The 24,463-nt window shown below is 43.9% G+C and carries 22 protein-coding genes; 3 read left to right on the top strand and 19 right to left on the bottom strand.

Annotated features, from left to right (window positions below; translation table 11 throughout):
• Positions 1 to 15: 15 nt before the first annotated feature.
• From QN079_RS14390 to QN079_RS14400, 3 genes are all read right to left on the bottom strand, one after another.
• Positions 16 to 2,694 carry a cation-translocating P-type ATPase gene (locus QN079_RS14390; RefSeq protein ID WP_005228006.1) on the bottom strand — a complete coding sequence of 893 codons (2,679 nt, stop codon included), beginning with the start codon at positions 2,692 to 2,694 and terminating at the stop codon, positions 16 to 18.
• Between the two features lie 262 nt (positions 2,695 to 2,956).
• Positions 2,957 to 4,963, bottom strand: a complete 2,007-nt coding sequence (metG, locus tag QN079_RS14395; protein ID WP_289230006.1) for a methionine--tRNA ligase — start codon at positions 4,961 to 4,963, stop codon at positions 2,957 to 2,959.
• 328 nt (positions 4,964 to 5,291) lie between these two features.
• Complete coding sequence (locus tag QN079_RS14400) at positions 5,292 to 5,780, bottom strand: immunoglobulin-like domain-containing protein (protein ID WP_289230007.1); 489 nt, start codon at positions 5,778 to 5,780, stop codon at positions 5,292 to 5,294.
• A gap of 207 nt (positions 5,781 to 5,987) precedes the next feature.
• Here QN079_RS14400 and QN079_RS14405 point away from each other — a divergent pair, with 207 nt between their 5' ends.
• Both QN079_RS14405 and QN079_RS14410 read left to right on the top strand, forming a co-directional pair.
• Positions 5,988 to 6,263, top strand: a complete 276-nt coding sequence (locus QN079_RS14405) for a hypothetical protein (protein ID WP_289230008.1) — start codon at positions 5,988 to 5,990, stop codon at positions 6,261 to 6,263.
• Between the two features lie 50 nt (positions 6,264 to 6,313).
• Positions 6,314 to 7,144, top strand: a complete 831-nt coding sequence (locus tag QN079_RS14410; RefSeq protein ID WP_005228002.1) for an NUDIX domain-containing protein — start codon at positions 6,314 to 6,316, stop codon at positions 7,142 to 7,144.
• Between the two features lie 144 nt (positions 7,145 to 7,288).
• Here QN079_RS14410 and QN079_RS14415 read toward each other — a convergent pair whose 3' ends face one another.
• From QN079_RS14415 to opp3b, 5 genes are read right to left on the bottom strand one after another with little or no spacing between them, the layout of a single operon-like run.
• A complete protein-coding gene (locus QN079_RS14415) occupies positions 7,289 to 8,287 on the bottom strand; it encodes an RNA-guided endonuclease TnpB family protein (RefSeq protein WP_289230009.1) in 999 nt (332 codons plus the stop codon).
• Between the two features lie 30 nt (positions 8,288 to 8,317).
• Complete coding sequence (locus QN079_RS14420) at positions 8,318 to 9,256, bottom strand: ABC transporter ATP-binding protein (RefSeq protein WP_005227998.1); 939 nt, start codon at positions 9,254 to 9,256, stop codon at positions 8,318 to 8,320.
• 14 nt (positions 9,257 to 9,270) lie between these two features.
• Positions 9,271 to 10,323: an ABC transporter ATP-binding protein gene (locus tag QN079_RS14425; protein ID WP_216593164.1), complete on the bottom strand. Its 1,053-nt coding sequence runs from the start codon at positions 10,321 to 10,323 to the stop codon at positions 9,271 to 9,273.
• On the bottom strand, positions 10,323 to 11,366 hold the full coding sequence (locus QN079_RS14430) for an ABC transporter permease (protein ID WP_005227994.1): 1,044 nt from the start codon (positions 11,364 to 11,366) through the stop codon (positions 10,323 to 10,325). Before QN079_RS14430 ends, QN079_RS14425 begins: the two co-directional genes overlap by 1 nt.
• Complete coding sequence (gene opp3b / locus QN079_RS14435) at positions 11,366 to 12,307, bottom strand: oligopeptide ABC transporter permease (protein ID WP_005227991.1); 942 nt, start codon at positions 12,305 to 12,307, stop codon at positions 11,366 to 11,368. The genes QN079_RS14430 and opp3b overlap by 1 nt, the downstream gene beginning before the upstream one ends.
• Positions 12,308 to 12,391: 84 nt before the next feature.
• On the opposite strand from opp3b, the gene QN079_RS14440 reads away from it, so the two are divergent.
• Entirely contained in the window at positions 12,392 to 12,727 is a 336-nt protein-coding gene (locus QN079_RS14440) for a DUF3899 domain-containing protein (protein WP_005227990.1), read from the top strand.
• 100 nt (positions 12,728 to 12,827) lie between these two features.
• Here QN079_RS14440 and QN079_RS14445 read toward each other — a convergent pair whose 3' ends face one another.
• The 11 genes from QN079_RS14445 to QN079_RS14495 form a co-directional block, all read right to left on the bottom strand.
• Positions 12,828 to 14,489: a peptide ABC transporter substrate-binding protein gene (locus tag QN079_RS14445; RefSeq protein ID WP_005227982.1), complete on the bottom strand. Its 1,662-nt coding sequence runs from the start codon at positions 14,487 to 14,489 to the stop codon at positions 12,828 to 12,830.
• A gap of 443 nt (positions 14,490 to 14,932) precedes the next feature.
• A complete protein-coding gene (pcp, locus tag QN079_RS14450) occupies positions 14,933 to 15,580 on the bottom strand; it encodes a pyroglutamyl-peptidase I (protein WP_005227979.1) in 648 nt (215 codons plus the stop codon).
• A 30-nt stretch (positions 15,581 to 15,610) separates the two neighbouring features.
• Positions 15,611 to 16,531: a DUF979 domain-containing protein gene (locus QN079_RS14455; RefSeq protein ID WP_005227977.1), complete on the bottom strand. Its 921-nt coding sequence runs from the start codon at positions 16,529 to 16,531 to the stop codon at positions 15,611 to 15,613.
• Positions 16,532 to 17,215: a DUF969 domain-containing protein gene (locus QN079_RS14460; protein ID WP_010749105.1), complete on the bottom strand. Its 684-nt coding sequence runs from the start codon at positions 17,213 to 17,215 to the stop codon at positions 16,532 to 16,534.
• 194 nt (positions 17,216 to 17,409) lie between these two features.
• Positions 17,410 to 18,477: a dual-specificity RNA methyltransferase RlmN gene (rlmN, locus tag QN079_RS14465; RefSeq protein ID WP_231435901.1), complete on the bottom strand. Its 1,068-nt coding sequence runs from the start codon at positions 18,475 to 18,477 to the stop codon at positions 17,410 to 17,412.
• 299 nt (positions 18,478 to 18,776) lie between these two features.
• On the bottom strand, positions 18,777 to 19,073 hold the full coding sequence (locus tag QN079_RS14470; protein WP_289230010.1) for a hypothetical protein: 297 nt from the start codon (positions 19,071 to 19,073) through the stop codon (positions 18,777 to 18,779).
• An 8-nt stretch (positions 19,074 to 19,081) separates the two neighbouring features.
• The gene (locus QN079_RS14475; RefSeq protein ID WP_005227961.1) at positions 19,082 to 19,453 is read right to left on the bottom strand and encodes a type II toxin-antitoxin system PemK/MazF family toxin; all 372 of its coding nucleotides are present in this window, start codon (positions 19,451 to 19,453) and stop codon (positions 19,082 to 19,084) included.
• A gap of 9 nt (positions 19,454 to 19,462) precedes the next feature.
• A complete protein-coding gene (gene alr / locus QN079_RS14480) occupies positions 19,463 to 20,584 on the bottom strand; it encodes an alanine racemase (RefSeq protein WP_225000623.1) in 1,122 nt (373 codons plus the stop codon).
• Between the two features lie 122 nt (positions 20,585 to 20,706).
• Complete coding sequence (gene acpS / locus QN079_RS14485; RefSeq protein WP_015510424.1) at positions 20,707 to 21,072, bottom strand: holo-ACP synthase; 366 nt, start codon at positions 21,070 to 21,072, stop codon at positions 20,707 to 20,709.
• Between the two features lie 203 nt (positions 21,073 to 21,275).
• The gene (gene cshA / locus QN079_RS14490; protein WP_005227956.1) at positions 21,276 to 22,799 is read right to left on the bottom strand and encodes a degradosome RNA helicase CshA; all 1,524 of its coding nucleotides are present in this window, start codon (positions 22,797 to 22,799) and stop codon (positions 21,276 to 21,278) included.
• Positions 22,800 to 23,089: 290 nt separating this feature from the next.
• The gene (locus tag QN079_RS14495; RefSeq protein ID WP_289230011.1) at positions 23,090 to 24,439 is read right to left on the bottom strand and encodes a UDP-N-acetylmuramoyl-tripeptide--D-alanyl-D-alanine ligase; all 1,350 of its coding nucleotides are present in this window, start codon (positions 24,437 to 24,439) and stop codon (positions 23,090 to 23,092) included.
• Between the last annotated feature and the right edge of the window lie 24 nt (positions 24,440 to 24,463).

Raw genomic sequence — 24,463 nt, forward strand, 5'->3', positions numbered from 1 at the left:
CCGTTTATTTTTGGCTTATTTGCGTCCCATTGCTCGTTGGATCGCTTTGACGATCTCAACGACTGGAATGATCGCAAAGGAGGCCCCTAAAACGATGCCCCATTGATACAAGTCAAGGTGTGCAACACGGAAGATATCATTTAATCCTGGCACGATGAAAATCACCAGCATCAACGCAAAGGACAACAGGATCGCCCAGTTGAAGGCTTTGTTTCTAAATGCCCCTACTTTAAAGAGCGACTGATGGATCGATTTGACGTTGAAGGCATGGAACAACTGCATCAATCCTAACGTGGCAAAGGCCATCGTTAAGGCATCGGCATGGATCGCATCGTACGTATTGTGAACGGGCCATTGGATCGCTGACCAATAAACGAACAGCACGGTTGCCGCTTCTAAGATCCCTTGGTAGATGATACTGCTCATCACACCACCAGAGAAGAAGTTGGAACTGCGTCCCCGCGGTGCATGTTTCATTAGATCTTTTTCAGCAGGCTCCATTCCTAAAGCAATTGCTGGGAATGTATCCGTTACTAGGTTGATCCAAAGCAAGTGGATCGGCAATAGCGAGTCCCAACCCCACAAGGTTGCTAAGAACAAGGTCAAAACTTCCCCTAGGTTAGCGGCTAGCAAGTATTGAATCGCTTTTTGAATATTGGAGAAGACTTTTCGTCCTTCTTCCACTGCTACGACGATCGTAGCGAAGTTGTCATCTGCTAGGACCATATCGGAAGCACCTTTAGAAACTTCGGTACCTGTGATCCCCATGCCGACACCAATATCGGCTTGCTTCAGTGACGGTGCATCGTTGACCCCGTCACCAGTCATGGCAACGACTTTGCCTTCTTGTTGCCAAGCTTTGACGATCCGAACTTTATGTTCAGGTGATACCCGTGCATAGACTGAGTAGTTCGCTACCTTTTGGGCAAACTCTTCTTCGCTCATTTTATTGAGTTCAGCGCCAGTCAAGACGGCATCATCATCGCCCGGTTTGATGATCCCTAAACGTCCCGCAATGGCTTCAGCTGTATCGCGGTGGTCTCCGGTGATCATGATTGGACGAATCCCAGCTTCTTTGGCTAAACGTACCGCATCGGCTGCTTCTGCCCGTTCTGGGTCGATCATTCCGACTAAGCCAGCAAAGACCAAATCATTTTCGACGATTTCTGATTCTAAGTTTTCTGGTACTTGGTCTACATATTTGTAGGCCATCCCCAATACCCGCAGTGCTTGTTTTGCCATATCGGTATTGTTGAATAAGATTTTTTCTTTTTCTTCATTGGTCATCGGCAGCTCTTGACCGTCCAATAGTACTTTTGAGGTTCTGCCTAGCAAGACATCTGGTGCGCCTTTGACAGCAACTAAATAGCGACCGTCTTCTTGTTGGTGGATCGTACTCATAAGTTTTCGGTCAGAATCAAATGGCAGATCTGCTACCCGTGGTTCTTGATTGACAAGATCTCGCACATGGAATCCTTGATCCATCCCGAATTGCACCAATGCGGTCTCAGTCGGATCACCGATCAAGTTGCCTTCTTCACCAAATTTTGTATCATTGGCAAAGTTCATGACTTTTAATGCCATGTTGTCTAACGGAATATCTTCTGAAGCAGCATGTTGCTTGTCATTGACATACAATTTTTCCACGGTCATTTGATTCAACGTCAAAGTACCAGTTTTATCAGAAGCGATAATATCGGTTGCCCCAAGGGTTTCAACCGCTGGCAATTTACGGATCACTGCATTTCGTTTCGCCATTACTTGCGTACCTAAGGCTAAGATGATCGTTACGATCGCTGGCAGCCCTTCTGGGATCGCCGCTACTGCTAATGAGATCGAAGTCAATAGCATGTCGACCCATGACGTATTGTTAAAGATCGTTCCAACAAAGAACATGATCACTGCAATGATAATGATGGCGATCGTCAGGAATTTTCCTAGTTCATTTAAGTTACGCTTCAATGGTGTTTCGGTTTCTTGGGCGCTAGCCAGCATGCCAGCGATTTTCCCAACTTCAGTTCCCATCCCTGTATTGACTACGACCCCTTTTCCGCGGCCATAGGTCACATTACTGTTTGAATATGCCATATTGACGCGATCGCCGATCCCGACATCCGTCCCTTCGATGACGGTCAATTCTTTTTCGACTGGTACGGACTCACCGGTCAAAGCAGCTTCTTCAATTTTTAACGAGCTTGCTTCTAAAAGGCGTAAATCTGCTGGTACGACATCGCCAGCTTCTAATAGAACAATATCCCCTGGAACCAATTCATCGCTCTTGATGGTGACGGTATGACCATTACGCAACACATTGGCATTTGGTGTAGACATTTCTCTTAGTGCTTCGATCGCCTGCTCCGCCTTCGCCTCTTGAACGACACCCATAATCGCGTTGATAATGACAACTGCTAAAATAATAATTGAGTCCACGACTTCATGGGAAACGACTGCTGAGATAATCGCCGCCGCTAGCAAAACAATGATCATTAAATCTTTGAATTGTTCAAAGAATTTTTGTACCATCGATTTCTTTTTGCCTTCTTCTAATTCGTTGGGACCGTACTCAGATAAGCGTTTTTGTGCTTCATCGTTCGTTAATCCATTGGCATCTGTTTGCATTTCTTCCAGAACATGCTGCGCTTCTTGCGCATAAAACGCCTGCGATAGCTGTTCCTTTTTGTTTTCTTCTGACATGTTTCTCCTCCTTTTATATTTACTCTTCCTTTATTGTACATGATATGAAAAAAAATAGACTTATGTATGCACTGTCTAAGCATACATAAGTCTCACTGTTTAAGACAGCACCAGAAATTTCTTTCAGGATGGTGATACTGCCGCAGATGAAATCCGCCAATTACTCCCTCATGTTCATGTCAATAACCTACATTATACAAAAACTTTTCAGGTCTGGCAATTTTATTTTTGCTGAAACTAGCAGAAGGATTTCTCCTAAGAATCAGGCGATGATCGAGCCGTTTGGCATGCCTTTTGGTGCTTCCACGATTTGCAGACGACCGTCATTGTCTTCTGCTGAAAGGATCATTCCTTGGCTGACTTGTCCCCGCATTTTCCGCGGTTTCAAGTTAGCAACGATCACGACTTTTTTACCGATCAAATCTTGCGGTTCTGGATAAAATTCAGCGATCCCCGATAAAATTTGACGATCTTGATCATCTCCCGCAGCTAAGCGGAATTGCAGCAGCTTGTCGGCGCCTTTGACTTTTTGACAGTCAACGACTTCTGCCACTTTTAATTCGATCTTGTCGAAGTCTTCGTATTTGATCTCAGCTTTTTCGGATTGCAATGTGGTTTCTTCTGGATTCCATTTGACTGTTTCTTCTGGACTTTGCGTCCCTTCAGCCATTTTCTTTTGGATGTAGGCTACTTCTGTTTCAAGTTCCAAACGAGGGAAAATCGGTGTGCCTTTGGCAACGACTTTCGTGCCGCTTGGAAATTCACCAAAGCGTAAATCTTTCAGATCCATGGCAACAGAAGCCAGTCCTAATTGTTGGAAAATATTGGCTGGTGTTTCTGTCATCACCGGTTGCAATAAGATCGCAACGATGCGTAAGCTTTCCGCTAAATGAACCATTACACTGTTTAATTCCGCGCGCTTTTCTTCTTCTTTGGCTAATACCCATGGTTGGGTTTCGTCAATGTATTTGTTGGCACGGGAGATCAACGTCCATACTTCTGACAATGCCGTACTGAATTCCATTTTATCCATGGCTTCATGGTAACGACCAACAACATTGGCAGCAGTCGTTGACAGCTCGCTATCAAAAGGCGTCACTTTTGAGGCATAATCTGGCACTAAGCCATCACAATATTTATTGATCATAGCGATCGTCCGATTCAACAGGTTTCCTAAGTCATTGGCTAGATCGTAGTTCAAACGAGAAACGAAATCTTCTGGTGTAAACACACCATCGCTACCAAAAGGAACCGCCCGTAAGAGGTAATAACGCAACGCATCTAAGCTGTAGCGCTCCACTAACATTTCTGGATAAACGACATTGCCTTTAGATTTCGACATCTTGCCGTCTTTCATCATCAACCAGCCATGGCCAAAGATTTTTTTCGGCAATGGCAAGTCTAATGCCATCAGCATGATTGGCCAATAGATCGTATGGAAACGCACGATTTCTTTCCCAACCATATGCACGTCAGCTGGCCAGTATTTTTGGAATAAGGAATCGTCGTCTGAGCCATAGCCCAATGCCGTAATATAGTTGGATAACGCATCGATCCACACATACACCACGTGTTCAGGGCTAGCAATGACTGGGATGCCCCATTTAAAGGTCGTTCTGGAAACAGCCAGGTCTTCTAACCCTGGTTTGATGAAATTATTCAGCATTTCATTTTTACGTGATTCTGGTTGAATGAACTCTGGGTGCTCATCATAGTATTCAACCAAACGATCGGCATATTTGCTCATGCGGAAGAAATAAGAAGATTCCTTCACCAATTCTACCTCATGACCGCTTGGCGCTTTACCGCCGATGACTTTGCCCTCTTCATCTCGGTAAACTTCTGCTAATTGCGTTTCAGTAAAGTATTCTTCATCAGAAACGGAATACCACCCTTCATATTCACCAAGATAGATATCTCCTTGATCAAGCAATTGCTGGAAGATTTTTTGAACGGCTTTTTTATGGTAATCATCCGTTGTGCGGATAAATTTATCGTAACTGATGTCTAGTGTGTTCCATAGTTTCTTGACGTCAGCTGCCATTTTATCGACGTATTCTTGCGGATCTACGCCAAGTTCTTCTGCTTTTTTCTCGATTTTTTGACCGTGCTCATCGACACCCGTCAAATAAAAGACATCAAAGCCCATCAATCGTTTGTATCGTGCTACCGCATCACAAGCGATCGTCGTGTAAGAATTCCCGATATGCAGCTTGCCGCTTGGATAATAAATTGGCGTCGTAATATAGAATGTTTCTTTTTCAGCCATGGACGCAAGTCCTCCTTTTCACTAGTAAAGTGTATACTTAGGTAGTATACAGTTCGCAACCCAAAAATGCTATAATTTTAATCAAAAAAGCGGATAACCTAAGACCTTTTTCCATGGTCTACAAGGAACAAAGGAATCGTTTTGGTCCTTAACACGCAGCAAATAAACCAGCAGATTTGAGCATTTCTTTTCTACTAGTTATCATAGCGCAGATAGCCGTTCACTTCAATGTTCTAGGGGAAGAATCTTGCTTAGATAGAAAGGGTGCTAGTGAGGGAGTTGCTTCTTTTTTCTGATCGTTTTGTGTCTTCCAAGCGGCAACTAGCGATTATTCGATCATAAATTCTATCATCAGCGTTTGTGGTCCCTCTTCTTCAATGGTCACTTCTTTGATCAAGCGATAGGTTCCTTTCGACAAGGTGCCAAAATACTCCGACCAATTGATTAGTAAAGTTGTTTGACTGTGGGCAGAGGCATAAAGACCGATGTCTTGAAAAACCACGTCTTCTTTAAGAAGGAGTTCCCGCCATTCATCCCCCTCGAAAACATCCACTGCAAAATAGTTGTCGTAGATCACCCTCTGATCGGAATGATTGTACAGTTTGAAGCGTCCGGATGTTGCTGTGCTGGTTTCCACTTCCAGACGAAGGGTTGCTTGTTGAGGGAATGGGGGCCCCATAAACGTATCGGCAGGGATGCGATTGACACTTTGCCCAACCATCAAATCCGTCGGCTGCTCTTGCAGCTGACGGAAACGGGTACAGCCACTAATGATCAACAACAGCAATAGAAAAACGAGAAACTTGATTGTCTTCACCTCTTTGTTCCCCCTCTCGAAAGAATTCTCTGCGGCTCACCTTCTTTCCTCTAGTATACCTATTTCGTGCCTTTTCAGCAGCATTTCTAGTCATTTATTGCTTTTTTTGAGAAAAAGGATCTGAAAAAGCTTCTTGCAGACGGTCTTTGATTAACAGGTGCTTCTTTTGCTATAATGAGGAAGACTTCACTTATAGAAAGGAACGCTATGACTCGAAAAAACAAACAGCATTTTTTGCTTTTAACTGTGCTTTCTGTGGGACACTTGCTTTTTTCAACCACAAGTTACCCCTTTTTGTTTGCGTACTTCAATAGCCATGATTATGCTGCGCTCTTTGCAAGAGCGATGGCAGTCCTCCGTGTGCTTTTTTTGCTCTGGATCGCTCTTTGGGGCTATTCAGCACTCAAAGAACACCCGCCGTCTTCTTGGCTTTATCTCGCATTATTTTTCCTTAATTTGATCGTTCCTTATTTTTTCCGTTAAGGAAAACCGTCGCGTTCAGCTACTTACTTTATCTAAGGCAGGAGAAACCAATGAAAGAATTTACCTCAAAATCAGCTGAAAAACACTACTATGAAAAAGAAGCGTCAGAAGCAGAGTTTCTTACATGGTATCAGGCGCAAGATCAGCCGAAATACGAGAAACCTTCCGTAACCGTCGATATGGTTTTGATGTGTTACAACAAAGAAGAAGAACAACTAAAAATTGCGCTGATCCAAAGAAAAGGCCACCCTTTCCGTAATTCTTGGGCATTGCCGGGAGGCTTCGTCAATCCCAATGAATCGACGGGGCAAAGTGTGATCCGTGAGACGCAAGAAGAGATCGGGGTCACCATCTCCAAGCAAAACATCGAACAGCTGCATACCTTCAGCACCCCAGATCGCGATCCTCGCGGTTGGGTGATCACCGTCAGCTATTTGGCTTTTATCGGTGAAGAACCCTTAAGTGCCGGTGACGATGCGAACCAAGTACGCTGGTTCTCTCTAGAAAGAAAAGCCAATCAAATTTATTTGACCAGCGGTGAGATCGAGATCATTCTTGACCTAGTGACTGGCGCCTCTGTTGGAAAAGATACGTTGGCTTTTGACCACAGCGCGATCATTCTCAAAGCTTTCAAACGGGTTGCCAACAAGATGGAGCACGAGCCACAAGTGCTGCTCGTGTTAGGCAAAGACTTTACGATCACGGAAGCCCGTAAAGTATTCGCCAAGTTTTTAGGGATCGATTTTAAAATGATCGATCATTCCAACTTTAAAAAATCCATGCTCCAATATTTTACGGAAGTTGGCGAAAAGCCCGTCGGTATCGGGCGTCCATCAAAGATCTATCGTTTAAATGACGCATTTTTAGGTGACAAAATGTAAAAAATACAACCCCCTGTCAGACCGTAGTTTGGCAGGGGGTTGCTGGTTAATCATAATTAGTGAACGTGGTTCCTAGAAACAAAAATCAGAAAGATTTTTTCTATACCCTAGGCGATCCCTGGCGTTCCTTCCAGTTCAAGCGGCTCAGCTGCTCATTTCGCCTGAGAGCCGTTCTAGCTTCTGTTGGTCCTGCGTATCCAACGTGACAAAACGCAGTTCTTTGCCGTACCACTGCGCTTTGTACTGGATTTTGCGAACGAATTGATGCCAATCACTGATGCTGTAATGACCAGCTTTTAAAACCGTATCTTCTGCGATTTGTTCCAAATAGATCGTATCGTACTGTTTTACGAGATGGTAGCTGACTTGATCGATGAATTCCCGCTTTTGACAGCAGTGAAAACGATAAAGGCGAGCGACCTTTCCTTTTAGCTTCTGATAATTTCGCGCCTGGGTCAAAAGGATTTTTTTCCGTTTGACCGCCGTCGCTTTCACCTGAAGTTTGTGTTCTGCTCGCGTCAGCTTTTGCTTCGTTTGGATGGCATGTTCACAGGTGATGGGTATCGGCTGGTTGGCTTTGACCAACTGCTGCGGATCATAAACAACAGCGACAGAGGCTTGCTGCTTCGGCAATGGCGGGATCTCTTCCAAACAAAGGATCGAGATGTAAAACTCTTCGTTGTTTTTTGCTGAGATCGTTGCCGATTTGATCTTGCCTTTGATCGCCCGATGCTTTTTTACGGGAACCAATGTTTTAAGCTTTGGCAGTTTGATTTGATCGTCTTCAAAATAAATGGTGTGCTGCTGATTATTGGTGGTATACGATTGCCAGATACTTTTTTTGGTTTTCATTTTTGGAAAGCCAGCCCGCTTTTTAAAGTAATTTCGAAACGCTCGGTCCAGATTCCGTTGTGCATTCGCCAATGCCAAACTATCGGTCTCCTTCAAAAAAGGATACTCCTTTTTTAGTTTGGCTGGCGTCAACCCTTGCTTTGCTTCATTGTTGGCCAGCTCCTCCATCTTTGCCTCTAGCAGTTGATTGTACGTAAAACGTACACAGCCGAAGGTTTCGATGAAAAACTGTTTTTGCTGTCCATTAGGATAGATCCGAAATTTGTATGCTTTTAAAACACCCAGTTTCATCTCCTCCTAACACTCCCTATACCTTTGACGCTAGTTCCCCTTTTTTTGTGCTAACTTTTCTTGATAGATCTTGGCTTCTTTTTTCGTGGCATAAACGAAATGTCCTGGTGCGATCTCTTCCATTGCTCGTTCTTGGTTATCGTTTGGTTCGCTGACGTATTTGATCCGCTTGCGTTGACGCTCATGGTCAGGATCTGGCAGCGGAATCGCTGATAAAAGACTTTCAGTATACGGATGGACCCCGTAATGATAGATTTCATCGCTGGTGCCTACTTCTAGCAGTTTGCCGTTGTGCATCACGCCGATCCGATCGCTGATGTGTTTGACCATCGATAAATCATGGGCGATAAACAAGTACGTCAATTTATGTTCTTCTTGCAGATCTTGCAGCAAGTTGACGACTTGGGCTTGGATCGAAACATCCAATGCCGAGATCGGTTCATCACAGATGATGAATTTTGGATCGACAGCTAACGCGCGGGCGATCCCGATCCGCTGACGTTGTCCACCTGAAAATTCATGGGGATAACGGGTCCCGTGACTTGGGTTTAGTCCGACGGTTCGCAAAAGTTCATCCACCCGATCATTGCGTTCTTTTTCATTTTTGGCTAATCCGTTGATATCGATCCCTTCGGCAATAATGTCCCGAACTTTCATCCGTGGATTCAAGGAAGCATAAGGATCTTGGAAGACCATTTGAACTTCCCGGCGAAAATCAGCCAGCGGTTTCTTGCCTTTGATTTTCATAACATCTTGTCCATCAAAAAGAACTTCGCCTCCGGTAGGGTTATTCAAACGAATCACCGTCCGTCCAGTCGTCGATTTTCCGCTTCCGGATTCACCGACTAGACCAAAGGTTTCTCCTTCATAGATTTGGAAGGAGATATCATCGACGGCTTTGACTTCGTCTTTGCGGCCAACGTTAAAATATTGTTTGAGATTCTTTACTTCAAGTAAAACTTTTTCCAACCGTTTCTCCTCCTTTAGACAGATGCCTGAGTATTTTTTTCTTGGAATTTTTTCCAGCGAATCAAGATCTCATCCGGCGGAGTCACTTTCGGTGCTTGTGGCGCTAACAGCCAAGTGGCCGCTTTGTGCGTCGGTGAGACGTCAAAGAATGGCGGTTGCTGTTCAGCATCGATCTGCAAGGCAAACTCGTTCCGTGGATAAAAAGCATCACCTGTTGGCGGATCTAACAAATCTGGAGGTGAACCAGGAATCGCGTACAAGCGATCGCCTGTTCCTTCTAACGTCGGCATCGAACCTAACAAGCCCCAAGTGTATGGATGTTGTGGGTTATAGAAGATCTCTTCTGCGGTCCCCACCTCAACGATTTTCCCACCGTACATCACGGCCACCCGATCCGCCACATTGGCAACGACCCCTAAGTCATGGGTAATGAAGACGATGGACGAATTGATTTTCTTCTGGATATCTTTTAATAACTCTAAGATTTGTGCTTGGATCGTTACATCCAATGCAGTCGTTGGTTCATCTGCAATCAAGATCTGCGGGTAACAGATCAACGCGATCGCAATGACGATCCGCTGCCGCTGACCACCAGAAAATTGATGCGGATAATTTTTCAAGCGTTTCTCAGCATTCGGGATGCCGACAAGGTTCAATAGTTCCAACGCTTGTCGCAAGCCTTCTTTTTTACTGATTTTGTTGTGCTTCATCAATGATTCTGCCACTTGCTTGCCGATCGGCATCGTTGGGTCCAATGAAGTCATTGGATCTTGGAAAATCATGGCGATTTCCTTGCCACGGATTTTTTGCAGTTCTTTTTCGGATTTTTTCAAAATGTCCGTCCCATTGAAGAGGATCTGGCCATTATCGACATTGGCATTGCTGGCTAACAACCCCATGATACTGCGGGTCGTCACGGACTTGCCGCTCCCAGATTCGCCCACGATCGCCAAGGTTTCTCCTTTGTATAGATCGAAACTGACATCGCGGATCGCTTGGACTTTCCCAGCAAAGGTGTCAAAAGAAATTTCTAAGTTTTTCACTTCTAAGACTTTTTTCATAGCAATCACTCTTTCATTTTCGGATCAAAGGCATCACGCAAACCGTCTGCCAGCAAGTTGAACCCAATCATAATCACAGACAAGGTCACAGCTGGTACCCACATTTGGTAAGGCAGGAACAAGAAGGTTTTGTAGCCATCGCTTAGTAACATCCCTAAAGATGCTGAAGGTGGTTTTAATCCTAGCCCAATAAAGCTTAGGAAGGCCTCGAAGAAAATCGCCGAGGGGATACTGAACATCATTTGTACGATGATCACGCTGGAAATATTCGGTAATACGTGTTTCATCGCAATCTTGAGGCGACTTTCCCCCAGCGTCGTTGCGGCTAAAACGAATTCTTGATCTTTTAGTTTCATCGTTTGGGCCCGTACGATCCGCGCCATTGGAATCCAGTTAGTGATCGCCATTGCTGCCACGATCGAGAAGATCCCAGGTTCAAAAACCACCAACATCAAGATCATTACCACTAAGTTGGGAATACCAGATAAGATTTCTAGAAAACGTTGCATCACATTATCGATCCGTCCACCTAAAAGACCAGAGATCAGGCCATAGGTTACACCAAAGATGATGTCAAGCATTGCCGCGATAAACGCGATCAACAAGGAAATACGTGTCCCTACGAATAGACGACTCAATAGGTCACGACCCAAGCCATCCGTTCCTAAAAGGAAATACGTCCCATCAGGAACATTGGCAGCTGCATACTTATCTACTAGCTCGCCTCCCACCATCGCATAGCCGTTTAAGCCATTGATGTTGATACCAGGAATTTTCGGCGGCAGATTTGTAAAGGTCACATTTTGCGCGGTTGGATCATGTGGCGAGACAAAAATCGTAATGATTGAGATCGCGATAATGATCAGCAACAAAATGATTGAGAAAACAGCGGCTTTGTTCTTTTTCAGACGACGCCATGAATCTTGGAAAAACGTTAATGAAGGGGTTGCGATCGCTTCACGCTCTTCATTGGTATTTTTTTGTAACGGTTGAAATTTGGCTGCATCGATGGCAGCAACATCATTTGCTGTGTAAGGTTTCTCTGCCATTAGCCACGACTCCCTTCTGAAACTCGGATCCGCGGATCAACGATTCCATATAAAATATCAACAACAAGAATAACAAAGACCAACATCGCGGAATAAAGAATTGTTACCGCCATGATCGTTGGATAGTCATTGGTCATGATTGATTTTACGAACTGTTCACCGATACCTGGGATCGCAAAAATATTTTCTACGACAAGAGAACCCGTCATCAAACCGACAGCTAGCGGTCCTAACAGCGTCAATAACGGAATCAAACTATTCCGCAAACCATGCTTGAAGGCAATTTCCCAGCGGCTCAACCCTTTTGCTCGTGCCAACTCGACATAATCACTATGCAGCACTTCCACCATCTCGGTTCGAATAAACCTGGCGGAATCCGCTAACGGCGACATCGCCAAGGCGACGGTCGGTAGGATCGTGCTGGCAAAAGTCTCCCACTTAGCAATCGGTAAGATCCCTAGTTTGATGGCAAAAATGTATTGCAGCAACACGGCAAAGACAAAGTTAGGGATTGAACGTCCTAAGATCGCCACTAAGGTAGACGTTGTATCGATCCAAGTATTTTGTTTCATCGCAGAGATCGTTCCTAAAATGATCCCAAAGAACGTACCAAAGATGATCGCTTGTAACCCTAGTTGCAGTGAAGGTCCGATTCTTCCTGATAATAAATTCGCTACTGGCTGGTTTTTAAATTGGAAAGAGATCCCAAAGTCACCTTTTAGTAAATTGGTCAAATAAAGCCAATATTGGGTAATGATCGGTTTGTCCAATCCTGCTTGCTCATTTAGCAAGGCAATTTGTTCTGGACTTAATTTTTCAGCATTCGTATATGGTGTTCCTGGCAAAAATTGCATCAAGAAAAAGGTGATCGTGGCAATCAGCCATAATGTTAAGACCATGTAGAACACTCGTTTCAATAAATATTTCAAAAAGCTGTTCACGCAGTTTCCCCCTTAAGTATTTTGACTTCTATTCAATAATTATGTAAATTAACATAGTACGAATCATTAAAAAGGAGTCAGATCATGAAAATAAAAAAAAGTAGTGGGCTCATACCCCTCCTATGCCTCGCAATTTCTGGCGGATGGTTAGCCATAAAAAATGAATTTTCCATAGCAGCTCTTTCAGATGCCCTTTTCTTGTGGGCGCTGTTCTTTTTGATCATTGGCGGTTTTTTATGGGTATTTGCTTCTGGTTTCTTTGACCATTTTCAATACTCCATGAAGAAAGCTTTTTCCAAAAATAAAACAGATTATCTGAAATTATCCCAAGTCGGCAAACAGAGCTACGCCTTTTGGTTATGGCCTGGTGTCTTCTTGTTATTCCTTTCATTGCTCTTTTTAATGATTGCTACTAGTTAATTTCATTCTTATAGTTTTACTCATTGAAATGAGAAGCAAAAGGCTGAGACAAGAAATTGTCCCAGCCTTTTCTTCGGCATTTCAAGTCAACTACTCGTGATTATTCGATTGATGTCCACTTGTAGTCGTATTGTGCGCCCGCTGCGTGAGCAACAACACCTTTGACTTTTGTTGCACGTAAGTGTGCTTCCGCTTTTTGATAAACTGGAATGACACCTTGTTCATTCATAATGATTTTTTCTGCATTGACTAGGTCTTCCCAACGTTTGTCAGGGTCATTGGCATTGGTTGTACCCGCTGCTTCAACGGCTGCATCGTATTCTTCGTTGCTCCATTGTCCACGGTTGTATGAGTTGCCTGTCGTAAACAAGTCAGTAAAGCTACTTGCATCGGCATAGTCAGCACCCCAACCGCCCATTACTGTATCAAAATCACCAGCGTTTGAACGATCCAAACGAACAGAGAATGGTACTGGACTTAACGTGACTTTCACACCGTCCAATGTTTTTTCGATCGTATCTTGCAAGTACTCAATGATTTTCTTCGTTGAGTCTGTATCAGAAGCTAAGATATCAAATTCTAATGAATCGATCCCTAATTCTTCTTTGGCTTTTTCCCAATGTTCTTTGGCTTGCTCTTCATTGTATTCAATGACACTGCCAGCTGCTTCCGTGAAGTCCGTATGATCGCCAGGGCTGAAGGTCATACCTTCTGGTACCAACCCAGTTGAAGCAATCGAACCATCCCCTAAGATCGATGTCACTAAGGCATCACGGTCGATCGCATAAGAGATCGCTTTACGTAAGTTTTCGTTACGGAAAGGTGAATCTTCATCACGTTGGTTCAATTCTAGGTAAGAAGTCGTTGCTTCTGGTTGAGAAACGAAGGCTTCATCGTTAGCCATTTGTTGCGCTAATTCACCTGTTAGGATGACATCATCTGCTTGTCCATCTTGGAAAAGGTTCAAGGCAGTTGAGGATTCTTTCACGACGCTTACGTTGATCGTTTGTAATTTAACAGTATCTTTGTCCCAATATTGGTCGTTCTTTTCATAAGCCCATTCCGTATCCGTTCCTGGTCCATCAAACCCAGTCAAGACAAACGGTCCATTATAGACAGCATTGTCGCTAGTTGACGCATATTGATCGCCATTTTCTTCTACCACTTTTTGATTTTGTGGGAAGAAGGATGGGAATGCTAATAAGTAGTCAAAGTAAGGTGTTGCTTTTGCTAGGGTGATTTCTAATTCATAATCCCCCACTGCTTTGATGCCTAGCTCTGATGGATCCGTATCGCCTGCTGTGATGGCATCTGCGTTCTTAACTGGTGAAAATAGATACGCGTATTCTGATGCTGTTTCAGGTTTGACTGTCCGTTGCCAGCCATAGACGTAATCCGCTGCTGTAACAGGGTCACCATTTGACCATTTCGCATCTTCACGTAATTTGATCTTGTAAGTCAGTCCATCCTCGCTAACTTCAGCTGCTTCAGCTGCACCAGCAGGTTGTGGTGTACTGTCAGCATCCAAACGATACAGTCCTTCATATACATTGTTCAATGCACTGAAGCTGATCGTATCGGTTGCTAATGAGAGATCCGCACTTGGCATTTCTTGTGAAACCACTACGTTAAACACTTGTTCTGCACTGCTGTCGCCGCTTGCTGCTGTGTCATTGCTTGAACTATTTGTTCCGCCCGTTGTACAACCGGCTAACGCCACGCCACACACAGCCACTAAACCATAGGCCCATTTATTCTTCATCCTGTCCTACCCCTTAATTGAATTAATTTTCAGAATAATCATGCGATTTCTGAAGTTAGATAAGATTTTAATTAATAATTATTAAAAAAGCAATCCTTTTTTCGATAAAAAACACCTCTGACAGAAAGTTTTCTTGGTATTTACTTACCTTACTCTCATCAAACATTCGTTAAATGCTATTTTTCCTTTCTTTATTTATAAGAAATAAAGCAAAAAAAATAATAAAAAAACATGGTTAAATGTAACTTACATTCATTTTCCGTCTTTCTTTTTCATTTGATCCGTCAAAATGAGAAATGTCTGATAGAAGGGTAAACATACAGAAATCGCCAATGATTTCTATCAGAACAGACCAAAAAAAGACCTGATTGCATGCTTGCTGATCAGGTCTTCTCGCCTTAAAGACATTTGTTTCATCCCGGAAAGGATGTACTCTTTAATGATTAATGGATCGCGCCGCCAATTGCTTTTAGATCTTCTTTGTCGGCATAATCAACGATGGCTTCCACCGCTGCAGTCAATCCTTTGGCAATGTCTTCGATGCTCATTGCAGGCTGTCCTGCTTTATCGACGACTTGCTGAGGAATAAACGGCACGTGGATAAAACCGCCCTTCATTTCAGGGTATTTTGTATCGATCATGTATTGTACTTGATACATGATGTGGTTGCAGACGAAGGTTCCAGCAGTATTAGAAACGGCTGCAGGTATTCCTGCTTTTTTCATGTTTTCTACCATTGCTTTGATCGGCAGTTGTGTGAAGTAAGCAGGCTTCCCTTCTGTTTGGATCGCTTCATCGACGGGTTGATTGCCTTCGTTATCAGGAATCCGGGCATCATCCACATTGATCGCCACTCGTTCTGGTGAGATGGCAAACCGTCCACCCGCTTGGCCAATGTTTAAAACGACATCTGGGTGGATCTCTTCAATTTTCTCTGCGACGATCGCTGCTGATTTCCCAAATACAGTGGGGATCTCTGCTTTCACAATCTGTGCACCATGAATTGTATCTGGCAGTAATTTCACTGCTTCTAAGGCAGGATTGATTGCTTCTCCGCCAAATGGATCAAATCCGGTAATTAGTAGTTTCATTTCCATCATCCTTCCCTCTTTGTTTTACCACTAAAATGCCCAAAAGTACATTAAAGCGATGTGGATCACTAACAATAATAAAGCAATTGGGGCTTGTGCTTTAATGACGCCATTGGGGTCTTTCATCTCTAACAAGGCCACTGGCAGTGCATTGAAATTGGCTGCCATCGGAGTCAGCAATGTGCCACAAAAACCAGCGGTCATTGCCAACGCACCAGCAACGACTGGGTCGCCGCCTTGCGCCATCACAAAAGGTACACCGATGCCTGCAGTAATAACGGTAAATGCCGCAAAACCATTTCCCATAATCATAGTAAAGATCATCATTCCTAAACAGTAAGCCACGACACCGATAAAACGATTGCCTTCTGGCACGACACCAGAGATTCCTTGAGAAATCACATCACCGACACCAGCAGCGTTAAAAATGACACCTAGTGCTGCTAATAACTGCGGCAAGATACCGGCAGTTCCGACTTGACGAAGCATCCGGTCGGAATCGTCCAGCACTGTTTTCGGTTTAGCGGAAGTCAACACGACTGCCAACAAGAGCGCTAAGATCGATGCGATCCCGATTCCAACTTGGCCTCCTAATGGTGTATAAGAAATCACCACAGCGATCAATGCTAAGCTGATACATGGCACGAAGATCGTACTACCGATCCGTTTAGCCGATGCTTCTGCTTTTTCATCATCCACGTCCACGATTTTACCAATCTGCACTTGTTTGAAGAAGGTCAAACAGCCCATCAAAACGATCAAAATCCCGTCCACAAGATACGGCAAGAAATTCCCGAAAGCAAAGACGATCCCTAGCAGTAACCAAAAAGCAGAGGTGCCTAATCGGGTGGGATGATCCGCTTCGCGAAAAACCCGTACAGCCGTCATGATCGACAGCAATCCGATCAAGATATAAAAGAATTCCAGTAATCCGTTAACGATTCCTTCCATCTATTTGTCCTCCTTCTTGCCATATTTTTTTGCTAATTTACGATCAAAGAGCAAGTTCGACAACGTAGCAATGACTAAGACGATCAATGCGATCGGCAATGAGGCTTGCGCGATCGAACTAGCTGCCACATCGTAGCCAAGAGATTGCAATGTTCCTACGATCAATAGCACACCAGAAGCAGCCACAAAGGTATTTTGGGCAAAGAAATTCCCGAAGTTTTCGTTAGCGGCAGCCCGAGCTTTGATTTTTTCCTGATCTTTTTCATCCAGTTCCCCAAATTTGTTTTCCCCAGCAGCTTGCGCCATCGGGTTAACGATCGGGCGGATAAATTGTGTATGTCCTTGGATCCGAATAGAGAAAAAGCCAGCAAGTTCTCGAATAAACAAGTACAAGCTCAAGAACTTCCCTGGTGTTAAGCCTTTGATCTTTTCAATCAATATGACTGCCTGCTGCTTCAAGCCAAAACGTTCTGACAAGCCGACCATCGGTAGTGTCAGTAAGAACAGCGTAACGAGTCGATTATTGACAAACGCTTCTCCTAACATTGTTAAAAAATCAACAACAGAAATCCCCGACACAAGCGCGGTGACAAAACCAGCAACGATTACGACAGCAATAGTATCTAGCTTCAGCAAAAAGCCGACTAAAATAACTAGAATACCAATTAATTTAATCCATTCCATCAAATCATCCTTTCACGATAAGTTATTTTTAATGGATACCAGCTTTTAGTATAATCTATTTTTTTCTTGTAAAACAATGTTTTTTGAATTTTCTTTCGAGGAATACGCTTTCTTTAATGTGTTTTTTAATTACTTTGATAGTAAATAAAAAAAGAAGAACTGCGCTTGTGCAGTCCTTCTTTTGCTTTTTACGTTTAAGAAGCGGAGGCTTCTTTTTTCATTTGTTTGCTTCGCAGCTGTCCGCAAGCTGCGTCGATATCTGTCCCGTGTTCTTTACGGATCACGCAATTGATGCCGTTTTTCTTTAAAATGTCATAAAAGGCTAGCACATCGGCTTTTTTACTTCGAGCGTATTGGTCATGCTCACTCACTGGGTTATATGGGATCAAATTGACGTATGACAATTTCTTTTTATCCTTCAATAAAGCAGCCAACTGACGGGCATGTTCTGGCCGGTCATTGACATGATCCAGCATGATGTACTCAAATGTGATCCGACGATTGGTTTTTTCTAAATAATAGTCGACCGCTGCCATCAGCTTTTCAATCGGGAAACTCCGATTGATCCGCATCATGGAGGTTCTGACTTCGTTATTTGGGGCATGCAGCGAAATCGCTAGGTTCACTTGCAAGCCGTTCTCCGCAAACTCTCTAATTTTATGCGCTAAGCCGCTGGTTGACACAGTAATATGCCGCGCGCCGATCGCTAAGCCTTTCGGGTCATTGATGATCTGTAAGAAATGCATCACATTGTCATAGTTATCAAAGGGTTCGCCGATCCCCATGACCACCACGTGAGAGACTCGTTCCCCCTCATTGCGTTCATCAAAATAGTGTTGTACTAACATGATTTGAGCCACGATCTCGCCTGCCGTTAAGTCTCGTTGCTTCTTTAATAACCCACTGGCACAAAACGTACAGCCGATGTTGCAGCCGACTTGGGTCGTCACACAAACGGACATGCCATATTCTTGACGCATCAAGACCGTTTCAATCATGTGATTGTCTGGCAATTGGAATAAATACTTGACGGTTCCGTCACTGGCTTCTTGTACCACCATCTGTTTCAGGGGATTGATCACAAAGGCTGCCGACAGTTTCTCAATCAAAGGTTTCGGTAGGTTGGTCATTTCTTCAAAGCTGGTTACTCGTTTTTCATAGAGCCACTCCCACACTTGGTTGGCACGGAATTTCTTTTCTTTTTGTTCAGTTATCCACAAAGATAGATCTGATTTGGTAAGTCCATAAATCGATGGGTTCACTTTTTTCCCTCTTTTCAAACTAGTCGCTACATACTATAACTGAATTCTTTGTGAAAAGCAACCGTACATTGGCTGATCTTCAAAGCATTCTAGCCCCACGCTTTTGTGGTATTCCTCTTTTTTGAAGATGCTCTTTCTTCCATTCATTGAATCTTTGTCCATAGGAAACCTCTCACAAAGACCTGCATGAAAAAACAAGCAGTGACAGAACCTGCTCCGGTGTACGAAACAAAGCGGCTCTTTCCTGCTTGTTTTCATGAGGGGGCTGTTTCCTCGTGCGCGTTACTTTCATTACATGATCACATTTCAAAAGAAAGCACTCTGCCTTCTTTGGCGGTCAACATGCCCCGTTGCGGCGGCTGCAGTTGCAAATAAAGTTGTAGCGACATTTCTAGTATCAGCTCTTTGTCTCCCTGCTGAAAAACGCCGTAATAATGTGTCTGTTCCCGCTTTTCTTCATATGTATGACTCACAAGATAATATCCTTGTTCCATGATTTCGTTGCGCTTTTTTGTTTCTGAAAGAAAACGGCGAATATGTTTATACGTAAAGAAACTCAATAAAATGACAACTGCTATTAATACTACATACCCCATTGACAGATTTACACCTCGATCGTTGATGTGGCAAAAGTCGGCTCAACACCAATACTGATCATCAAGGCAGCATCGACTTCACACATCACTTTATCGTCTAAGTGACAAACCTTTTCTTTCAAACGGCTTTTGTCGATCGTGCGAATCTGTTCCATCAAAATGACGGAGTCTTTGCCAATCCCTGTGCAAGAAGCGGAAATCCCAATATGCGTTGGTAATTTCGGCTTCGCCATTTTTGCCGTGATCGCCGCAATGATCACAGTGGGACTGAAGTGATTCCCCAAGTCATTTTGAATGATCAAGACCGGACGTATCCCGCCTTGCTCCGATCCAACCACTGGTGAAAGATCGGCAAAATAAATATCTCCCCTTTTTACCATAGGACCACCCTAACTTTTATATTCTCGCGGAACCCTTGCTGAAAGGGTACACGCTACTTCATAGTGAATCGTTTCTAACTGGTCTGCAACATCCTGCATCGTAATTTGTTCCCCATGATTCTCACCGATCAAGGTGACTGGTGTACCGACAGCAAATGCCCGCGGCAAACGAATCATCAATTGATCCATACACACTCGACCGACGATCTCACAACGCTCGCCTTCTACTAAGATCGAGAAGCCTTGCATTTTTCGTAACCAGCCGTCAGCATAACCGATAGGCACGGTGCCGATCCATTCCTGACGTGGAGTGATATATGTTTCACCATAGCCAATCCCCGCTCCTTTTTCAAGTAATTTCACTTGTATCAGTTCAGAAACGAGCGAAAGCGCAGGTTTTAAGGAAAATGGTTCGCTCAGTGCATGACCTGATGGGTTCAACCCATACATTGCGATCCCAAAACGGACCATATTTCCTACTGCTTCTTTGTGCCATAAAGAGGTTGCGCTATTGCCTGTATGTATATATGTCGGCAAATAGGGCAAAACAGTTAAGACTTCTTTAAAACGTTGGTGCTGGGTTTCCCAATAGCTCGTGTCTACTTGATCCGCTGTGGAGAAATGGGTAAAGATCCCTTCCCACTCAAAAGAGAGGTGATCTTCTAACCAAAGAACGGCTTGGCGCACTTCTTCGACAGTCAAAAAGCCGATTCTCCCCATACCAGTATCCACCTTGATATGCACTTTAAGCGGCTTATTTAGAGGGTTCTCCTCTAAATAAGCGCCTGCTTCTAGCAGCCAGTCCATCGAAGCGACTGGAAATGACAAATCATAGGTCGTCAGCAAGGCAATATCACACACATTCACGACACCTAAGATCAAAATCGGGTCAGTAATCCCTGCTTCTCTCAATTCGATCGCTTCATCGATCGTCGCAACGCAAAAACCATCTGCGCCGCCTTCTTTCGCTGCAAGAGCGGTTTGAACCGCTCCGTGTCCGTAACCATTCGCTTTGACCACCGCAAAAAGAAATGTCTCGCTTGGTAAGTGAGCAATCTCATGTTTGATATTTTCGGTAATCGCAGTTGTATCAATTATCGCTTTCGTTGGTCTATGGTAAGCAACCACCATTTCCAGTTCCTTCTTTCTACTAGTGCTTGATCAGACGAACAAATTAAGTTGGTTTTATGTAGTCGGCTGTTCGTCCATGAAGTATCAAAGTCTTCTTGACTGACAGACTACTTCAACTTGGTTTATTCACTATCTAGTACTTCTAAAATAATTTGTGCAAAAGCAGTATCATTTGTATGGGTGATACTGACAAACGTTTTTTCTAAAGGATGCGGTGCTTTAGTAACGATCGGTGCACCGAATTCATTGGTCAAGACTTCAATATCATGAAAAGAAACTTTGCCGATCCCTGTCCCCCAAGCTTTCGAGAACGCTTCTTTGCAGGCATAGCGCCCACCAAGGAACTCTACCTGACGTTTCAGCGGCAAGCGTGCAAATAATTTTGCTTCCTTCTCTGTTAAAATACGCGTTATAAACTGAGGTTTTTTTTCAATTAATTCTTTCATTCGAGGCAGCTCGACTGCATCGATCCCGATTCCTTTGATCATTCTTTTCTCTACCTTCACCTAAGATAGGGTTTTCCAAATTGGAAATACCCCTTGTTCAGCTAGTTACCATTCTACCAAAAAAATGGCGAATTACCATTCAAATCTGACGAGTTTATACGGAGATTAAGATTTTTAATCGTTCGTATTTGTTTTTTATATAAAAAAAGACCTTGCAAGTTTCCTTACAAGGTCCACAAACTTAATTAATCTTGGTTATTTCTGATTACGAAACCGCGTTTTTTGTCGTTGCTGCGGCGATTGTTTTTACGGGCACCATCTTTTGAATAGTTGCCGCGGGCTTTATTGCCGTTGCCGCCGCCACGGTTCCCACCGTTTTCTTTGCGGTTACGATTGCCGTTGCTATTGTTGCTGCGACGACCATTTTTGTTGAATGATTTTTTCCCTTGAGGCAATGGACGCTCTGGTGTGATCTTCACTGGTGCTAAATCAGCAGGATCTTTTGCCATAGTTTTTAGAAGCAATGCTGCTAAATCTTGTGCAGAATAACGTTCTAATAGATCGTCGGCTGCTTGCAAGTATTTATCTAAGCCATTTTCATCCAATTTGGTTTCAACAGATTCGATTGCGGCACCTAATTGACCTTTGAACGCTTCTTTTTCGGTCGGTGGGCGCATTGGTGTCATCCGTTTTTTCGTTAAGTTTTCAATGACGTGCAGATAGCTCATTTCGTTTGGTGTAACGAAAGTCACAGACATTCCACCTTTTCCAGCACGGCCAGTACGTCCAATCCGGTGAACATAGCTTTCAGGGTCTTGAGGGATATCGTAGTTGTAAACGTGTGTAACACCAGAGATATCTAATCCACGAGCTGCAACGTCTGTGGCAACTAAGATATCTAGTTGACCACTCTTGAATGAACGCAAAACGCTCATTCGTTTTTGTTGAGAAAGGTCTCCATGAATGCCTTCTGCTTTATAGCCGCGGGCTTCTAAGCCGCGCGCCAATTCATCGACACGACGTTTCGTACGACCGAAAACGATGGTCAATTCTGGCGTTTGCACATCCAATAAGCGAGTCATGATATCAAATTTTTCGTAGTCTTTTGAACGAACATAGTATTGATCGATCAAATCAGCGGTCATTTCTTTGGCTTTGATCTGTACATGTTCAGGCTCTTTCATGAATTTCACGCCGATGTTTTTGATTGCTGGCGGCATTGTTGCTGAAAATAGCAATGTTTGACGAACATCTGGTACTTGGCTGATGATTTTTTCAATATCTTCCAAGAAGCCCATGTTCAACATTTCATCCGCTTCATCTAATACAAGCGTTTCAACGGTGCCTAATTTCAAGGTGTGGCGGTTGATATGGTCTAACATACGACCTGGTGTACCAACTACGATGTGGGGACGATCTTTTAGTTGACGGATTTGACGGCCGATATCGGCTCCACCGTAAACTGCTTGTACACGAATTTTTTTGTCTTTACCAAGACGGTACAATTCTTCTTGGGTTTGGATCGCTAATTCACGGGTTGGGGCAATCACTAATCCTTGTAGTTGATGGTTCGTTGGGTCAATTTTTTCTAACATTGGCAAACCAAATGCGGCGGTTTTACCAGTACCGGTCTGTGCTTGACCGATCACGTCTTTGCCTGCTAAGGCTAATGGAATCGTTGCTTCTTGGATGGGTGTTGCTTCTTCAAAGCCGGCACGCTCAACAGAAGTCAATAATTCGTTGGATAATTCTAGATCTTTAAATTTCAAATGGATCCTCCTAGGCTGGTCATCTTTTCGATGCCTGTTTTTCTATCATCGAAGCGTAGGTTAGTTCTTCAGAAACACAAGAGTAGTCCCATTTACTCTTATCTTTCTCTCGGTACCGAAAAACCGCTTCACGAAGGCATTATAAAAGGCTAAAACAAGTGTTGTTTGTCTCAGCCATCATTTTATCTCAAAACGTCAATGTTTTTTACAGTAATCATTCTGTGCTTCATCTTTCGGCGTTAGATAAGTATAACACGCTTTGAAAGTTTCAGCAAGATTTCAACTCCCTTTTACATTCCTTTTAGTGCATCAACGACTTCACTCAGGCCCATGCCATTGCTGCCTTTGATCACTAGGCTATCGGAAGGTTCTAAAGTTTCTATTAAGGAGGCGATCAGCTGTGGTTTTTCATCGATCGCAAAATAGCGCACCTTGTCAGCAAGGGCGGTGTTCGCTAGTCGTTTTTGCAATGCCTGCATTTCTTTGCCATAAAGGAAAACTAGCTGGAACGAGTCATCCAAGTGTGCGGTCATCTGCTCGTGCATTTGTGGAGAATCTGGTCCTAATTCAAGCATATCTGCCAATACGGCGATCCGTCGTCCTGCTAAGGGCAGTTTGCGGAAGCTATCCAATACAAGACCCATGGCCGTCGGATTGGCATTGTAAATATCGCTCAAAATCGCTGCCCCATTACCGGCAGTCACCCATTGGGTCCGATTTTTCGTCAATTGAAAATGCGCCAAGCCTTCCTTGATCGCTTTATCTGCTACACCAAAATGACGTCCTATCCCAATCGCGATCAAGGCATTTTTGACATTATAGCCGCCTAAGACCGGTAAGGTAAAGGTCGTACCTGCAACCGTAAAAATCGTCTGATCTTGCGATTCCTCCACGATGTCTCCTTGTAGATCTCCCTCAGTTAAGCCAAAAGTTTCAATGGTCTGCGTTAAATTGGGAACAAAGGGCTCTAACAATGGTTCATCAGCTGGCATCATAAAGAAGCCGTCTTTTTTCAATCCTGCGGTGATCTCCATTTTGGCTTTGGCGATCCCTTCTCTGGACCCTAAGTTTTCAATGTGGGCTTCGCCTATCAACGTGATAGCGGCAGCGTCAGGTTCTGCTAAGCGCGAAAGGACTTCGATTTCTCCTGCATGATCCATTCCCATTTCTAAAATCAACACTTGGGTATCTTCTGGCGCATGCAAGATAGTCAAAGGCACGCCTAGTTCATTGTTGTGGTTGCCTTGGGTTTTATAGGTCTGGTACTTTTGGGCCATGACCGCTTCCACCATATCTTTGGTGGTCGTTTTCCCGTTACTTCCAGTAATACCGATGATTTTCGGTGCAAGCTTTTCTTTATACGCTCGTGCCAATTGTTGGAACGCTTTGACGGTATCCGTGACAGGAATCACAAGGATGTCTTGCGGCGGTTCGATCGTAGGGTGGCTCCACAGTGTGGCGATCGCCCCATTGTCTTTGGCTTGTTGGGCAAATTCATGTCCGTCACGGGTCCCCGCTAAGGGAACAAAAAGACTGTTTTCTTTGATCAGACGGCTGTCGAATTCCACAGAGGCAAGTGGTGTTTCATTTTCAATTTGCTGACCAAATACGGCAGCGGCTTCTTTTACAGTAAAATTCATCAGGTTCGCTCCTTTTTCCTAAAA

Source organism: Enterococcus sp. FZMF (assembly GCF_030263915.1).
Classification (GTDB): Bacteria; Bacillota; Bacilli; order Lactobacillales; family Enterococcaceae; genus Enterococcus_D; species Enterococcus_D casseliflavus.

Excerpts from the sequence above, each read along its gene's own strand:
- metG (WP_289230006.1), bottom strand. The coding sequence starts at position 4,963 with ATGGCTGAAAAAGAAACATTCTATATTACGACGCCAATTTATTATCCA.
- QN079_RS14455 (WP_005227977.1), bottom strand. The coding sequence starts at position 16,531 with ATGGAAGGAATCGTTAACGGATTACTGGAATTCTTTTATATCTTGATC.
- QN079_RS14390 (WP_005228006.1), bottom strand. The coding sequence starts at position 2,694 with ATGTCAGAAGAAAACAAAAAGGAACAGCTATCGCAGGCGTTTTATGCG.
- QN079_RS14440 (WP_005227990.1), top strand. The coding sequence starts at position 12,392 with ATGAAAATAAAAAAAAGTAGTGGGCTCATACCCCTCCTATGCCTCGCA.
- acpS (WP_015510424.1), bottom strand. The coding sequence starts at position 21,072 with ATGATCAAAGGAATCGGGATCGATGCAGTCGAGCTGCCTCGAATGAAA.
- QN079_RS14430 (WP_005227994.1), bottom strand. The coding sequence starts at position 11,366 with ATGGCAGAGAAACCTTACACAGCAAATGATGTTGCTGCCATCGATGCA.
- pcp (WP_005227979.1), bottom strand. The coding sequence starts at position 15,580 with ATGAAACTACTAATTACCGGATTTGATCCATTTGGCGGAGAAGCAATC.
- QN079_RS14405 (WP_289230008.1), top strand. The coding sequence starts at position 5,988 with ATGACTCGAAAAAACAAACAGCATTTTTTGCTTTTAACTGTGCTTTCT.
- QN079_RS14410 (WP_005228002.1), top strand. The coding sequence starts at position 6,314 with ATGAAAGAATTTACCTCAAAATCAGCTGAAAAACACTACTATGAAAAA.
- QN079_RS14475 (WP_005227961.1), bottom strand. The coding sequence starts at position 19,453 with ATGGTAAAAAGGGGAGATATTTATTTTGCCGATCTTTCACCAGTGGTT.
- QN079_RS14415 (WP_289230009.1), bottom strand. The coding sequence starts at position 8,287 with ATGAAACTGGGTGTTTTAAAAGCATACAAATTTCGGATCTATCCTAAT.
- QN079_RS14495 (WP_289230011.1), bottom strand. The coding sequence starts at position 24,439 with ATGAATTTTACTGTAAAAGAAGCCGCTGCCGTATTTGGTCAGCAAATT.
- QN079_RS14445 (WP_005227982.1), bottom strand. The coding sequence starts at position 14,489 with ATGAAGAATAAATGGGCCTATGGTTTAGTGGCTGTGTGTGGCGTGGCG.
- QN079_RS14470 (WP_289230010.1), bottom strand. The coding sequence starts at position 19,073 with ATGGGGTATGTAGTATTAATAGCAGTTGTCATTTTATTGAGTTTCTTT.
- QN079_RS14460 (WP_010749105.1), bottom strand. The coding sequence starts at position 17,215 with ATGGAATGGATTAAATTAATTGGTATTCTAGTTATTTTAGTCGGCTTT.
- alr (WP_225000623.1), bottom strand. The coding sequence starts at position 20,584 with ATGGTGGTTGCTTACCATAGACCAACGAAAGCGATAATTGATACAACT.